Source organism: Arthrospira sp. PCC 8006 (assembly GCF_046480465.1).
GTDB classification, from domain to species: domain Bacteria; phylum Cyanobacteriota; class Cyanobacteriia; order Cyanobacteriales; family Microcoleaceae; genus Limnospira; species Limnospira platensis.
In genome coordinates, this window is sequence record NZ_PKGG01000041.1 from 16,690 (window position 1) to 31,834 (window position 15,145).

At 43.5% G+C, this 15,145-nt stretch carries 11 protein-coding genes and 1 pseudogene; 5 read left to right on the forward strand and 7 right to left on the reverse strand.

All coding sequences use genetic code 11. The annotated features are described in order from the left end of the window. The first annotated feature begins 16 nt into the window (after positions 1-16). Positions 17-1,708, forward strand: coding sequence for a transglutaminase domain-containing protein (locus B9T16_RS08810; protein ID WP_410244571.1), 1,692 nt, complete (start codon positions 17-19; stop codon positions 1,706-1,708). Between the two features lie 17 nt (positions 1,709-1,725). Then, entirely contained in the window at positions 1,726-1,863 is a 138-nt protein-coding gene (locus B9T16_RS08815; protein WP_006616912.1) for a hypothetical protein, read from the forward strand. Positions 1,864-2,412: 549 nt separating this feature from the next. Here the strand turns inward: B9T16_RS08815 and B9T16_RS08820 are convergent. Both B9T16_RS08820 and B9T16_RS08825 read right to left on the reverse strand, forming a co-directional pair. Continuing rightward, on the reverse strand, positions 2,413-2,649 hold the full coding sequence (locus tag B9T16_RS08820; RefSeq protein WP_014276649.1) for a hypothetical protein: 237 nt from the start codon (positions 2,647-2,649) through the stop codon (positions 2,413-2,415). A gap of 109 nt (positions 2,650-2,758) precedes the next feature. Next, positions 2,759-3,373: a TIGR02281 family clan AA aspartic protease gene (locus tag B9T16_RS08825; protein WP_006616914.1), complete on the reverse strand. Its 615-nt coding sequence runs from the start codon at positions 3,371-3,373 to the stop codon at positions 2,759-2,761. A 598-nt stretch (positions 3,374-3,971) separates the two neighbouring features. On the opposite strand from B9T16_RS08825, the gene B9T16_RS08830 reads away from it, so the two are divergent. Further along, positions 3,972-4,385 carry a DUF4278 domain-containing protein gene (locus B9T16_RS08830; protein WP_006616915.1) on the forward strand — a complete coding sequence of 138 codons (414 nt, stop codon included), beginning with the start codon at positions 3,972-3,974 and terminating at the stop codon, positions 4,383-4,385. 453 nt (positions 4,386-4,838) lie between these two features. Beyond that, on the forward strand, positions 4,839-5,003 hold the full coding sequence (locus B9T16_RS08835; RefSeq protein ID WP_014276648.1) for an RRXRR domain-containing protein: 165 nt from the start codon (positions 4,839-4,841) through the stop codon (positions 5,001-5,003). Here the strand turns inward: B9T16_RS08835 and B9T16_RS08840 are convergent. The 4 genes and pseudogenes from B9T16_RS08840 to B9T16_RS08855 form a co-directional block, all read right to left on the reverse strand. Beyond that, positions 4,993-5,888: pseudogene (locus B9T16_RS08840) on the reverse strand (IS630 family transposase). The gene B9T16_RS08835 and the pseudogene B9T16_RS08840 sit on opposite strands and share 11 nt — an antisense overlap. Before the next feature lie 785 nt (positions 5,889-6,673). Next, positions 6,674-8,215: an alanine/glycine:cation symporter family protein gene (locus B9T16_RS08845; protein ID WP_410244572.1), complete on the reverse strand. Its 1,542-nt coding sequence runs from the start codon at positions 8,213-8,215 to the stop codon at positions 6,674-6,676. Positions 8,216-8,306: 91 nt separating this feature from the next. Continuing rightward, on the reverse strand, positions 8,307-8,615 hold the full coding sequence (locus B9T16_RS08850) for a DUF3593 domain-containing protein (RefSeq protein ID WP_006617979.1): 309 nt from the start codon (positions 8,613-8,615) through the stop codon (positions 8,307-8,309). Between the two features lie 12 nt (positions 8,616-8,627). After that, a complete protein-coding gene (locus B9T16_RS08855; RefSeq protein WP_006617978.1) occupies positions 8,628-8,933 on the reverse strand; it encodes a DUF2499 domain-containing protein in 306 nt (101 codons plus the stop codon). A 65-nt stretch (positions 8,934-8,998) separates the two neighbouring features. Between B9T16_RS08855 and B9T16_RS08860 the strand changes: the two genes are divergently transcribed. Continuing rightward, positions 8,999-14,155: a hypothetical protein gene (locus B9T16_RS08860; RefSeq protein ID WP_410244573.1), complete on the forward strand. Its 5,157-nt coding sequence runs from the start codon at positions 8,999-9,001 to the stop codon at positions 14,153-14,155. Between the two features lie 253 nt (positions 14,156-14,408). Here the strand turns inward: B9T16_RS08860 and B9T16_RS08865 are convergent, their stop codons facing one another. Then, complete coding sequence (locus B9T16_RS08865; RefSeq protein ID WP_006617975.1) at positions 14,409-15,002, reverse strand: 4Fe-4S single cluster domain-containing protein; 594 nt, start codon at positions 15,000-15,002, stop codon at positions 14,409-14,411. Positions 15,003-15,145: the final 143 nt, after the last annotated feature.

Consider the following 15,145-nt stretch of genomic DNA (forward strand, 5'->3'; position numbering starts at 1 on the left):
GAGTGTCAAAGTTAGCATGAATATCAATTTAACGAATGTTGGAACAACTAGCAATTATCGGCACAGAACTATCAGACCCATGGGGGTTTCCTCACTCTATGGTATCACTTTTGTGGGTAAAAGTTGTTTTGCGATCGATTCTTTGAGGGGGTTTTTGCTGAGGATAGACCCGGAAACTGATAATGCTACGGTGGTGAATCCTGATCAGACTTCTGAGTTTGCTGATGTGACGGGTTTGGCGGTTTGGTCCGAGGATTTATGGTTCACTCGCTATGATACGGTTTATGTTTGTCGAGGGGCTTTTGTCGGTGATAGTATCTCTCATATTAACCCAGAACCTTTGGTAACTCTCCCCTATAATCTTGATGGGATTGCGGTCTGGAACTCTACCCTTTATATTAGTTCTAAACAGGGGGGATGCATCTTTGTTTATAGTCTCACTAGCGGTCGGGAAATTACCCGGTTTTATTCTCCCGGAATTGGGGTCGAAAATTTGACGGTGCGAGATGAGGAATTGTGGGTATGTGATCGCCTTGAACAAACCGTTTATTGTCTCGAACGTGGTACCGGAGAAACTAAGTTTAATGTCTTAACTCCCTTTGAAAATCCCACCGGATTAGGGTTCTATACTCACCCAGAAACCGGGGAAAAAGTGCTATATGTCGCCTATGCGGGAGATGAATTATTTATCCGAGATGACCCGAACTCCTATGAACAATATCAACTAGCTAAACGCGATCGCACTTTTCTTCATCCCCTCTATTTTCACTACAATGAGTCCCAAAGATATGCCACATCTAACGGATATCTGATTGAGATGTCTTATGTAGAGGAAATCGAACCTTTAGAAGAGATTTACTTAGAAGATGTAGAATGGCGTATCGCCCTCCCCTCGGAAACTGACCGCCAAAAAGTCCGGGAAATTTCCTATATTGGTATACCCTTTACGGAGGAAATTGAAGCCGGAGAAAGGGTGGCAGTTTTTAAGTTTAAACCCCTCAACTCCACAGAAAGACAAATTTTTGGCTGGAAAGCATTATTAGAAGTTCGAGGAATTAAATATCAAATTCATCCCTTAGACGTGGAAAAAATCCCGCCATTAACTCAGGAATTTAAGGATAAATATCTAGTAGATAATGATAACCTCGCCATGGAATCATCCGTAGTCCGACAAGCGGCTGAGGAAGCCGTGGGGACAGAAACTAATATTCTGCGTAAATTATTAAATGTTCGGAATTATGTTTACGATCGCCTTGACTACAGCCTTACCGCTAAAATTGAAACCCCAGACGTGGTACTAGACCGGGGGATAGGGTCCTGCGGTGAGTATGTGGGGGTATTGCTGGCTTTGGGACGGCTAAATGAAATACCCTGTCGGACGGTGGGACGCTACAAATGTCCGGCTTTTGCTGATCGCCGGGGCCTTCCCCTAGAACCAGAGTATAATCATGTTTGGCTGGAGTTCTATATTCCTGGCTTTGGCTGGGTTCCTATGGAGTCTAACCCTGATGATACTGGTGGTAGTGGACCTTATCCTTTACGGTTTTTTATGGGCTTGGCTTGGTATCATATAGAAATAGGTAAGGGGCTGAAGTTTCAACGCCTGACTAACCAGGGGCTTCCTGTCGATAAGGAAAAAGTCTCTCTGGGGAATTTGGCGATTAACCATGTTCGGTTTACGATTTTGGATGAACTGCCAGCCATTTAGGGGAAGATACAGCACTCATGGAGTTTACTACGGTTAATATTCTGTTTCTCATGGCGATCGCTCTGTTGCTTCTGGTAACGAGTGGTGTCGCCTATTTGACTTTTGCTGATTGGCGCGATCGCCGCCGCCGAGAAAAGGAACGTCGCGGTCAATAACCCCATTTTTCTTGACCCTCCCCGGACTCCCCCCACAACTCTTTTAACTCCTCTGAGGGGTGGAAAGACTTAAAACTCCATCAGCATAAAAAAGTTATTTTGTCAAGGGGTGGCAAGTTCGAGCAGTGGACAAAGGCGAAAAACTCGTGATTCGTGAGATTAAAAACTTGACCAGAGAATATTTTTAACTGCCATAAAATAGGGGTTACAGCCAACTTTTTTGCGTGTAGACATAGTAAAGCCTTGGGTGCGATTTAGATGATGATAGCAGAACCCCTATAATCTCGTCAAGTGTTTACGAGAAATTATCAATAAAAATGTATTAATTCTTAACATACTTGGGAAAATTAAAACCATTTCCACGGAATGATTAGTAAAACTTAACTATTTTCCGTAATGTAAGGGGGGTGATAGTGGAGGTTTTTAAAAACGGAAATCTTACTAATAAAAACGCCCTAATTTAGCAGTAGGTAAGGAATGAAATAACCATTAAATCCCACGACGGCGCAATACCTCTGTGTTGACATAACTACTAGGAAAAGGAGACATTCAAAAAGCCACAGTCCCGGCGATATCTAATGGTTCACCAAAACGCCGGAAAGGAATTTCTGCGGTCATTTTATCGCCGACTTGCTCAGGGATTTTTTGAGTCATTTCGGTATAGCCGTCCTTGCAGTAATCATGGCTTACCTGTCGCTGGTCTCTCCCCCCCAGGGATTCTGATTTAGGGTGAGGGTAATGTTTAGCGAGATTTCCCGGATGTAACAGCCAGGACCTGAACCGCATCTAAAGATAGTCGATGTGTTCAACTAGGTTTAAATGGTGCGATCGCTCTTTATTACCCACTCAAAAATCTGTAGGTGTAGGTGGGGGGGTGGGAATGGCAGCTTAGGGATTATCCCCTCGTCCGAAACTCGATCACATCTTCTCTAATAGTCACATCATACTGACCAAAAAAGTCCTGCCCTAACAATCCTACTTCTAAAGCAGGTGCGATCGCCACTGTCAAATTACTAGCCATTGCGCCGCCAACTTCAATAGAGATAATTTCACCCAGGTCAAATTCAACATTTTGCTCGCTGGGGGTATTCGCCAAACCTCGCCCCGTCCGAACCACACCCAATACCTCCGCCATCAGCGGCGTGATCACAGTTCCACTAGCCCCCGTATCAATCATCATTGGAAACGGTTGGCTATCATTAAAAGTAGCCAATACGACTGGGATGCCTTGGTGTCGCCGAATAATGGGTGCTTGGTAAACTCCGGCGGCTGCACTGGGAAGGACAGCAGTACCACCGGGGGGGGTCACAACTTCGGGAAAATTACAAATTTGATTCAGATTAATCAACCGACCTGATCTTGTCCGAGCAAAACAGCCTGGTTGTTCTTGTGCTGTAGCCAACCCTTGGGGATAGAATGCGGCACTTACCACCAGTAAACCTACTGTAATAGGTATAGTCGGCACTAAACTAGGAAAATGGGATTTACCATTGATACTGTGGTTATTCATAATTCGACTTTCCTTGGAAATGAGCTTTAGTTATATCTCGTTTCTATAGGGTTTGATTGTCGCCTTTTATGGGGGTCTAAGATTAATCTCGATGGTACTTTGACATTCCCAGACCCATTTTGACCCGTCTACCACCATTATAGCTTTATGTTTGGGGACAAAGTTGATGTTTTCTTCAATTTTACAAAAATGTTCAGCCAAATTGCCGCCGGTGGTTGACAACTGCCAAGAACTAATGGTATCGTTTAATTTAAAAATTTCATAATTAAATAAAATTTAATTTTCAAATAACCGCAAATATTTCAATTATATGAAAGAATAGCACGGGTGAACCCCTAATGCAACCCACCCCCTCAAAAAATTTTTTGTAATATTTCTTAACTTTTGTAACAAAAATTTACATAATCGGGGCGGAATCAGGTTGTGTGGGGTAGCCGGGGGGAAGGTTCAGTGAGTGGCCTAGGTAGAATGGTTGCTGGGACTGTTATGGGAAAGATGTAAAGTTTTGTAAAATATTGGGGATCACCCGGAAAAAATGTAACAATGAATACAGAATAACCAAGTAGACTTTAAAAATTACCCTTTCGGAGAAACAGATATGAAACTAGCCTATCGCGGCGTTAACTATAACCATGAATTTCAACCAATGGATGTGGTAGAATCAGAGGTTTGTGGAAAATATAGGGGCCAAGATTGCCATTTCCATTACCCTCGCCATATTCCTGTCCCCCAACCCCACGGAAACCTGAAATATAGGGCTGTTTCCTACTCTGTGGGTGAACCTAGAGACCAAAACACTATGATGGTGGCTGTAGCGACAAGTGATGCTAAACCTGAGCCACCCCCGGCGACGAGTGGGGATACCTGTGCGATCGCTCCTGAAGAATTAGCTAAAGTACATTCGGCTAATTTGTGCCGTCTTCTGGAACGGAGACAGAAAGCAGCCCGGGAACGAGGCGACCAAAGATTGTTGAGTTTGTTAGAGGCAGAAGCTCAACACATAGCCTGCTAGATTTTACAGCATATTTGACGGAAAATCAATGTCTGGGGTGGTGTAGACAGCAATTCTCATTTTGACCCGCATCCTGTCCAAAATGCCCGATGATGCCCAATCTTGAACGAAAGAATGGGGCTTTCAAGGATCGCTCTTGAGATGATTCTCAATAAGCTGGGGCAAAATTTCCATAATGAGAATTGCTGGTGGTGTAGAAGTGTCTCTTGTATAAAATCCGGTAATTTCCGGCTCCTGCCGGAAATTACTCCTCAAAGGAGATGATCGATGCAGGTCCAGGATTAGACCTACGTTAAGGGGGTGATGACACCCACAGGTGAACGCCAGCCTGTGGCTCTGTCGTCTATCTTTAAGGAACGAGATGAGTGGATTGGCAATATCGAGTGAGCTAGACGTAAAAAGCCCCTTTAACATGACCGAGGCCAACATTACCCCATCTGGGAGATAGCTTAAATGCCAAATTACCAAAATTACGTTTTTGTGGTTGACACAYTGGGGCAACCGTTAAGTCCCACTCATCCGGCCAGAGCCAGAAAGCTTTTGAAGCAGGGTGTGGCCGCAGTCTTTAGGACTTATCCATTTACAATTATAGCATTAGTCAGGGTGGTTAGGACATAGCTGGGAGAACGGAATCCATGGCATCATCGAGAGAATCAAACTGCTCACGTGCAATGGCGAATGCGGGCTTTCAACCACGACCAACATTTCTCTATCTTGTTGAGGTCTGGCGAATAAGGTGGTAGATAGAGCAAACGGCATTGAGCCGCCTCCACTAGCTCAGGAATCCGTCCCCCTTTATGAAACGTTGCATTGTCTAGCACTAGAGTCTGACCTGGCTTCAGTGTTGGAATTAAGATGAACTCCAACCACAACTCAAACACTGTCCGATTACAACAACCCTCAAAGCGATCGGGGGCTAAGAGTTGTTGATAACACCATGCCGCCATATAGCTCACCCTGCCCTGCCTCTTCCCTGATTTGAGGGCATCGAAGCGTTTTCCTTCCTCGCAGTAACCATAAGGGTAATCCGAGTCTTGACTATTCATGCCAGCTTCATCGAGGTAAACCAACCCTTCCGGCTCCATCTGTTCAATCTGAGCAATAAACTCCTCTCGCTGTTGCTGATCACGTTCTTGGTAGCCGTAAGTTTTTTTTTCTGGTGAAGCCAATTTTCTTCAAGGCTCTGGATATGGTGCGAGGAGAGATGTCGTCATCCCAAAGTTGAGCCATTTGAGCGGAGGTTTTGTCGCCATGCTCTTGGGCAAAAGCCTTGAATTTATGCCAGTCGGTAATTTGGTGGTTATTGCCAGGTCGGTGATTAGGTTTAGGGAGGAAGTCTCCGGTCTGTGCTTTTCTTTGCAGCCAGAGATTGATAGTGTTCCTGCTGACATGGAAAACTTGACTGGCTTCGGTTTTGGGTATACCGTCTAGTTCAATTGCATTAATAACTTTTTGTCTAAGGTCGTAACTGTAGGGGGCTAGCCTTTTGGGTCTTCTGTAGATATCCTTGCCATTATACGTCCTAACTTTTCTGTCTTGTGCTATATAAACAGTTATGGGGAATGGTTCGAGGCTCCGACCTCTGATCCAGACTCGGGGCTGGCTTCCCCACTAGGAGGTGATTTCAGGCATCACAGCCTTATTTGGTCTCCTAAACATTTCGCACTCTCTACTCATTGTTATCATGGGGTCATAACTTCCCATTCAAAACAGTTTGTTTGATGACCTTGAGTTCCCTGCCTTGTTTGGGGGTTCAATCCAAACGTTGGGACGTATAAACAGTTATGGGGAATGGTTCGAGGCTCCGACCTCTTATCCAGACTCGGGGCTGGCTTCCCCACTAGGAGGTGATTTCAGGCATCACAGCCTTATTTGGTCTCCTCAACATTTCGCACTCTCTACTCCCTGCTATCATGGGGTCATAACTTCCCATTCAAGCAGTTCGTTTGTGACCTGGAGTTCCCTGCCTTGTTTGGGTGTCGAATCCAAACGTCGGGACATATAAACAGTTGTGGGATGGTCAGTGCCTAACCACTTATATCCAACCAAGGGGTTGGAGTCCCCACCAGGCGGTTATTTCGGGTATCTCAACCCTATTTCATGCCTGAACGTCTCGCACCTACAATTATTAATTATCGGCGGTGGGGCGGGTTTATTAATATCGTCCTGGGGATGGATAATTGACGGCGGAACCCGCCCCTACAATTATTAATTATCGGCGGTGGGGCGGGTTTATTAATATCGTCCTGGGGATGGATAATTGACGGCGGAACCCGCCCCTACAATTATTAATTATAATTATATCGTGCCATATAATCTTTTAAGTCTCTGGCGACTTGGGGACAGAGGAAATAAACCCCCAACAGGTTAGGGAATGCCATTCCCAATAACATTCCATCACTAAAATCAATGACGGGACCAGGGGCGACTATGGCTCCCATAAAAGTAGCCATTAGGAAGAGGATTTTATAGATAATTAAACCCTGCCCTCCGGTGAGATAATCCCAGCAGCGTTCACCATAATAACTCCAGGATATCATAGTAGAAAAAGCAAAGAAAAAAACAGCGATCGCCAAAATTATGGGGAACCAACTAATGGAAATGCCAAAAGCGGCGGCGGTCAATTCTGCCCCGGCTCCGGTAGCGCGTAATTGCTCATATTCGGGATTATTATATGCCCCAGTAATTACAATTACTAAAGCGGTCATATTACAAACAACAATAGTATCAATAAAAGGCTCTAGAAGGGCGACAATACCTTCTCGGATCGGTTCATCAGTGCGAGCGGCTGAATGAGCGATCGCCGCCGAACCCAACCCCGCCTCATTAGAAAAAGCCGACCGTCTAAACCCTTGAATAATTACACCCAAAATCCCGCCCTCAATAGCTTCTGGCTGAAATGCTTGGGAAATAATCACCCCAAAAGCACCAGGGATAGCGGTAAAATTAGTCAGTAAAATAAACAGAGAGGCGACGACATATAAAATACACATTAAAGGGACTATTGTACCAGCGACTTGACCAATCCGGCGGACTCCGCCAATAATTACCAAGCCGACTAATGTTGCTAAAACTGCTCCATATAACCAATTAGGTAGAAAGGGAAACACCCGGGAAACCGCCCCAAAAGACTGGTTAGCTTGGAACATATTTGCACCACCCAAGGCGGCGAAAATACAGAAAAAGGAAAAAGCGATCGCCAAAACCCGTCCAAAAATCGGATAATTCATCCTTTTTAAACCTTCCGATAAATAGCGCATCGGACCCCCAGAAATAGTGCCATCTGGGTTAATCACGCGATATTTTTGACCGAGGGTACATTCAACAAACTTACTACTCATTCCAAAAAAGCCACCCACAGTCATCCAGAAGACCGCGCCGGGTCCTCCGACACTAACAGCAATAGCTACCCCAGCAATATTTCCCAAGCCGACAGTGGCGGACAGAGCGGTTGCTAAGGCTTGAAAATGGGAGACTTCCCCGGAATCGTTAGGATCATCATATTTTCCCCGCACCACGTCTACAGCGTGTCGGAAGGCGCGGATATTGATAAATCCCATGCGGAAGGTAAAGAAAATTCCCCCAACAATTAGCCATAAAACAATTAGGGGAATTCCCATGTCAATCCCAAACAGAGATTTAAATAGATACCCGGTCCCTGCATCCCAGAATAGGACACCAAATATCACATTATTGACAAACCAGGTGAAACCATCATTAATAGCCTCAAAGACTGTTTGGCTGCGGCTTTCATCCTGAGCCCAAGCGATGGTAGGAATCAACAAAAACAGTAGGGTATATAGCCAAACCCGTTTTTTAGTTATCCTCATAAATGGTAATGGTTCACAAGACTAAGATGGATACTTAGAGAGTTTTGGGAAGTGAGGGAACAGACCGGAGGGGACTCCTGGCTGGGAACTCTTAACTAGCTTGGGAGTCTTTATCTGAAATTTTGTTAGCGATCGCCTGGCTAAATCCTAATACAATCAGGATATTGGATAGAGTCAAAAACAACTCAGCCCCCCCATGAAGCCAATCAATATTAGCTAAAGATTCACTATAGGCGACCTGAGCATAAATAGCCGCCGGAATGGTAACCGCCACAAATACTAAAGTACCGTAAAATCCGATCAGGGCTAGTATTGGGGTTATTCCTGAACGGGTAAGGAACCAGAGGAAACCGAGATAAGGAAACAAAGACAGAACAAATAGAGTATCTTTAGAGAACATGGTTAGTAGTTTTTAAGTTTCGAGTGATTTGGAAGTTCGCCAAAGCCACCAGGCGGCAATACACAAGGTAAAATTACCAGTAACGGTCATAGCAGCTTGTAGGGTGACCAACCATTCTAGGTTGGGGGGGTTATCAAAATAATGCCAGGTACAAGCACACATAGCACTAATCAAGGCTGGTAACATAGCATAAGATAAACCCCACCAGGCTCGATTTTCGGTAATTACGCCGTAACTCCAGATTAGCCCTATGGCGACTATCCATTCAATGACGCTAGAGATATGAATTATCCAGGTGGGAATTGATAAAGCGTGCATAAGCAGATTGTAAATGAATTTGAAAAATTGTCGATAATCACCCTAAGTTTACAGGTAACAGACAAATGAGTGTGCATCCCATTAATGATACGATCGCTCTGAATGAGAGCCAACTTAATACATTAAGCAGAACCCTGAGATTATCTGAGGGACAGTTTACTCTGTTGCTGGTGCGTTGTAACTATACCAATTTGCGATCGTCAATGGTACAACAACTGCGGCAGAAATTTCCCTTACCCATTCGCGAGTTATACCTTCAGCCATCAATACAGAACTTGTATGGCGCTATTCAAGGGGAATTGGCTAAGGGGTCCGAACCAGCGGCGCTTATGGTCTACGGCTTGGAGTCTGTGAACAGTCTTGATGAAGTCTTAGACGCGACCAATTTTGCGAGGGAGTCTTTTCGGAACTTGGAATTTCCCCTAGTTTTATGGGTTGATGACAAAACCTGGCAAAGAATGAACCGCCGCGCCCAGGATTTTACCAGTTGGGCGACTACTTATGAATTGGTCTTAGGAACTCAAGAGTTATTGGAATTTTTGGAGACTAAAACCCAGCGGGTATTTGGGGAAGTTCAGAAATTTGGATCGCTGCAATTTGTCCCGAATACCAAGATTTTGGGGACGGGTTCTCGGTCAGAAATAGAGTTGGCTTATCAAGACTTAAAACAAAGATTAACTCAGTTACCTATAGAATTAGAAGGGAGTTTACAATTTTTATTTGCTCGTTATTCTTATGCTAAATATGAAATAGATTTAGCGATAAAACAGTATCAGGAAAGTCTGATTTTGTGGCGCAAAAGTTCCCATGATCTGCCTAATTTTCAGCCTAATTTGACTCATTTAGAATGGCAAGGAGTTATATTATTTCATATAGGATTATGCGAGATTTATCAAGCTGATCAAAATCGTTATGGGACGGGGAAAAAAGAATGGGAACGAGCCCAACAACATCTAGAGCAATCTATTCAAAGGTTTGAAATTGCTCAACGCCAGGATTTGGTAGCTAAGTTTATTAATAAATTAGGGGAGGTTCTCGGTCAATTAGAACGGTGGGATGAGTTATGGGAATTGGCGATCGCCTCCCGGAAACTCCATGAATCTCCTGGTGAATTAAATCAGATTTTATTGGCTCAGGATTATGGGTTTTTAGCAGAAGTTTGTCTGCATCGTTCTCAGTGGAATCATAGTAAAGAATTGGCTGAGGTGGCTTTAGATATATTGATGCGGGCTAATGTTTCGGAGGCGATCGATTCTTCAATTTGTAATCAGCAGCAGGGTCGTTTTCTGTGGCTATTAGCTGAATCTTTAGAAAAATTGAGTCAACCTAAAGCGGCAATTCAAAAATTAGAATGGGCGAAAAAAGCGACTATTCCCCAATACAACCCACCACTATATTTGTCAATCTTAGAATCTCTACAACGTCTATATTTTGACCTAGGAAATTACCGAGAATCTTTTGAGATTAAGGGAGAACATCGCCGCAAATCTAGCACTTTTGGCTATACGGCATTTATTGGCGCTGGTCGGTTGCAGATTCGCGAACGAGCGATTAATCTTAGTTTAACAGATGCCGATTATGGCTATACCTGTGCTGATGAGATCCAGACTTCTGGACGGGAAAAAGACATCGCAAATCTCCTAGCTCGCATGGCGAGTCCTCAGCATAAACTCACGGTTATTTATGGTCAATCAGGAGTTGGTAAAAGTTCATTATTACGAGCAGGTTTAGTTCCTTCTCTCCAAGTTAAGCCTATCGAAGCGCGTCAAGTAGTACCTGTGGTTATTCGTAACTATAGGGCTTATATCAGAGAACTAGATCGGCAACTATCTGGTCTTCAAGAATCAGAAATAGAACCAGAAACCGATGTTGGGTTTCACTCAACCTACCTGGCTGCTGTTGGGTTTCACCCAACCTACCTGGCTGAAAAGGCTGTTAATAGCGGTTATCCTGAATTGACTAAGGCTGATGAAGGGGAGCAAAAATATCTAATTAACCACATTTTAGAAACCTTGAAACATAATGCGGTTAATCATCGGTTAACTGTGCTAATTTTCGACCAATTCGAGGAGTTATTCTTTGTCTTAAATAAAGGCGATCGCCAGATATTTTTTAAATTATTACAGCAAGTTTTAAAAATTCCCTTTGTCAAGGTTATCTTATCCCTGCGAGAAGATTATCTGCATCATTTATTAGAGGCTTCTCGTCTGACTAACTTCGAGGAAATTGGCAACGATATTTTAAGTAAAGATATCCTATTTTATGTGGGCAACTTTAGCCGGGAAGAAGCATATAATGTGATTAAGAGTCTGACCGATAGTTCCCGGTTTTATTTAGAAGATGCTCTAATTAAAGCATTAGTCAATGATTTATCCACCGAATTAGAAGAAGTGCGACCCATTGAAATGCAAGTAGTGGGAGCGCAACTACAAACCGAAAATATCACCACATTAGCAGAATACCAAAAACGCGGACCCATGCAAAAGCTGGTTGAACGTTTTTTGGAAGTGACCATAAAAGACTGTGGGGCGGAAAATGAGACGATCGCCAGACTAATGCTATACCTATTAACCGATGAAAATGACACCCGACCCCTAAGGACCCGTGCGGAACTTTCCGAAGAATTAAAAGAACGGCTTAAATTACCATCAGTTACCGTTGAATTAGACTTAATTTTAGATATATTTGAACAATCAGGATTAGTGTTMCGAGTAGTAGAATATGATAGCGAATTTTATCAACTTGTCCATGATTATCTCGCGGGTTTTATTCGTCAACAACATCGCTTAGATCGCGATGCAGAGTTTGAACAACTCCAAGAAGAAAATGAGCAAATGCGACGGGAAAGAGAGTTGAATAAACAAGTACAAGAAGCTCAAGCTAAACAACATGAAGCGGAGGAAAAATTAAGCCGACAACGCAGAAACTGGCGGATGGTTGCGGCTGGTGTCGGTCTTTTAGTTCTGGCTATTGGCGCTTGGGAAGTGCAAAAATGGCAGCGCAATTCTGCCGATCGCCTCGCCGCCTTAAAATCCGTAGAACGCGCCTTGAGACTATCTGACCAAAACAATCAAATCGAGATTTTACTAACAACTTTAAGACTCAGTAAAGACATTCAAGAAACCAACCCCACCGACCAACAAAAACTTGAGGTAACATCTGGTTTACGGGAAGTTATATCTAATATTCAAGAAAAAAATCGCCTACAGGGACACACTAGCAGTGTTCTGGGGGTGGCTGTTAGTCCTGATGGGAATTTCATTGCTACAGCCAGTAATGATCATACGGCTAAGGTCTGGGGTATTGATGGCTTATGGTTACAGAACTTACCCCATCAAAATAGTGTGACCAGTATTAGCTTTAGTGAAGATAGTCAATTTCTGGGGACTACTACCGCCGATAATCAAGTCACAATTTGGGTCTGGGATGAACAACAACAACAATTCCAATATCTGCACAACTTAGTAGGTCATGAAGCGTTAGTTACCCGTGTTAAATTTAGTCCCCAAGGAGATTTAATCGCTACCTCTAGTAATGATAATACTATTCGCCTGTGGCGACCTGATGGCACTATAATTCGTGTCTTGGAAGGTCACACAGATAGAGTGTTAGATGTAGAGTTTAATTCCGATGGACAAAAACTAGCCAGCGCGGGTAAAGATAAAACTGTCCGACTCTGGAACCGCCAAGGAGACCTATTAGCCACTTTGAGCGGACACTGTGAAGGTGTTTCTTCGGACTCTTTTGATTACTGTAATATTCATGATGTCAGTTTTAACCCCAAAAATGATAACATTTTGGTTTCCGGTAGTAGCGATCGCACTCTCAAAATTTGGGACTTAGAACAACAACGGGAAATCCGCACCCTCAAAGGACATAATGAGGAAGTTTTGACAGTCTTATTTAGTCCAGACGGTGAAGTAATTGCTAGTGGAAGTCGTGATGATACGGTGAAAATTTGGGGGTTCCCAGATGGGAGTTTATTAAATACCTTAGTAGGTCATCAAAATGATGTCTGGTCTGTGGCATTTACTCCTGATAGTAAGACGATTGTTTCCGCTAGTGCAGATACTACTGTCAAACTCTGGAGTCGCAGCTATACACCAGAAGCGAAAAGGGTAATTGAAGCCAGTGATGCAGCTATTTGGAGTCTCAGCTTTACTCCCGACAGCCAGGGAATAGCTACAGCAGGTAATGATAGCTTAGTCAAAATGTGGGATCTTAACCAAGATGATCAGAGCGCTTTATCGTGGCAACTCGAAGGTTTAGGACAGCCTAGGGATCTCAATTGGGTTAGTGTCAATTCTCAAACAGATCAGCCTCTGGTCGCCACCGGAGGCGCAGATAATACTATCAAATTATGGACTACCGATGGTGAAGCGATCGCCACCCTCACTGGTCACACTGAACCCGTTAACGCCATTGCATTTAATCCTAGTAAAAATATCTTGGCTTCCGCTAGTTCTGATAAAAACGTCATCATTTGGGATTACGATGGTCAATTAATTGAAACTCTCAGAATTCCCGCTTTCCCTAATGATGGTATTGTCAGCGACATCAAGTTTAACGGTGATGGTACTATCTTGGCGGTAGCTATCGGTAATGAAATGGCTATCAGGGCAACCGATGAACTCTATGGCGTGGTTTTATGGCGTAAACAAGGAGATAGTTGGATTTCCTATCCCAGTATTCCAGAAAATGAAAGTGTTAATAGTATCGCTTTTTCTCCTGAATTGGGAAAACTGGCGATCGCATCTGGTAAAAATGTTAAACTATGGTCTCGTAATGGTACTCCTAGACCTGATTCTTGTCCCATGACTGCTTTGGCTACGGTTCGCAGTCTCAGCTTTAGTCCTGATGGTCAAATTTTAGCTACCGCCAGTGATGATAAAAAAGTCCGATTATGGGCTGTTAAACGCGATCGCGATAAACTCTGGCCTGCTGATGGTTGTCATGGCACTGAAAGCGCCATTGAACCCATTACTACCATTAATCATAATGTCTTTGTTAACCGCATTGCTTTTAGTCCTGATGGTCAAACTTTAGCGATCGCTAAAGACGATGGTACATTAATATTATGGAGTATGGATAACCTCAATCTTGATAGTTTGATTAGTCGTAGTTGTACCTGGTTACATAATTATCTACAAACTAATCAAAATGTGCTTCCTTCAGATCAAAAACTCTGTAACTTAACTTACCCCACCATTACCCGCTACTAAACTCCCCCAAGCTGTTTGTTAACTTTTGTAACAAAAAATTAAGAAATGTTGCGAAAAATTTTTTTTGGGGGGGAGGGGTTGCTTTTTCGATTGACTTCGGTTACAATTTTAAATAATGGAAATATGTGCAATTTTTTTAATTTAACAAAAATTCCCATTATGAGGCTATACATTAATACCTTAGCATTAACTCCCGGTGCTTGTCAAGCCTCAGCCCCAGGGCGAGCCGAAAAAATTTTTTTTTAATGAAATACTATAGTTTTAAAGCCTGTTTAAAATCCTGTCTAAAGCGGTGTGGTGGAACCCCAACCATTAAAGCCGAATCATTGCGAATATGAACCTCAACATCCCGTTTTCTAGTGGTAAATAATGCCGATTCTGGGAGGTGGCGGGGGGTGAGGAAGTGAATATTTTGGTTAGATGAACCTCGCCAGCCTTGGTTATCATTGAGGTCGGCGATATATTGTCCGTCAATGATAACATCAATCAATTCTAGTAGGGGGATGATATCAGCTTTTGTGCGAATTTCGTTGAGGGTAAATCCAGTATAACATATAATCGAAATATCGCGATGGTTTCGCAGGTGCTGAAACAGTTTAGTTAAGGCGATCGCCTGTAGCATAGGTTCGCCGCCAGAAACAGTTATACCGTCTAAATTGGGTTGGGATAAAATCAGATTTCCCAGTTGTTCGTGGTCAATTAATGTAGCTTGAGTTTGGGGTATCCACTCCGGGGAAATGCAGCCAGGACAGTTAAAGCTGCAACCTTGTACCCATATGACAAAGCGGTTTCCGGGGCCGAGGGTGCGGGTGTGGGGGCAAATTTCAGCAATGTTTAAGAGAGTCATGAGGAAAAGTTAAGGGTGAGTTTTTGGTGTTCTTCGGCGTGGTGTTTTTGGAGAGTAGTTAATTGGCGATCGAGGTCGTGGAGTTGAGTTTTTATGTGTGCTAAAAGCGGGTCAAGTTCTGCGTGGTTGACCGGGAGATATTG

Coding starts and splice junctions, on each gene's coding strand:
- B9T16_RS08815 (WP_006616912.1), top strand. CDS start 1,726: ATGGAGTTTACTACGGTTAATATTCTGTTTCTCATGGCGATCGCTCTG.
- B9T16_RS08820 (WP_014276649.1), bottom strand. CDS start 2,649: ATGCGGTTCAGGTCCTGGCTGTTACATCCGGGAAATCTCGCTAAACAT.
- B9T16_RS08845 (WP_410244572.1), bottom strand. CDS start 8,215: ATGAGGATAACTAAAAAACGGGTTTGGCTATATACCCTACTGTTTTTG.
- B9T16_RS08825 (WP_006616914.1), bottom strand. CDS start 3,373: ATGAATAACCACAGTATCAATGGTAAATCCCATTTTCCTAGTTTAGTG.
- B9T16_RS08855 (WP_006617978.1), bottom strand. CDS start 8,933: ATGCACGCTTTATCAATTCCCACCTGGATAATTCATATCTCTAGCGTC.
- B9T16_RS08850 (WP_006617979.1), bottom strand. CDS start 8,615: ATGTTCTCTAAAGATACTCTATTTGTTCTGTCTTTGTTTCCTTATCTC.
- B9T16_RS08830 (WP_006616915.1), top strand. CDS start 3,972: ATGAAACTAGCCTATCGCGGCGTTAACTATAACCATGAATTTCAACCA.
- B9T16_RS08865 (WP_006617975.1), bottom strand. CDS start 15,002: ATGACTCTCTTAAACATTGCTGAAATTTGCCCCCACACCCGCACCCTC.
- B9T16_RS08810 (WP_410244571.1), top strand. CDS start 17: ATGAATATCAATTTAACGAATGTTGGAACAACTAGCAATTATCGGCAC.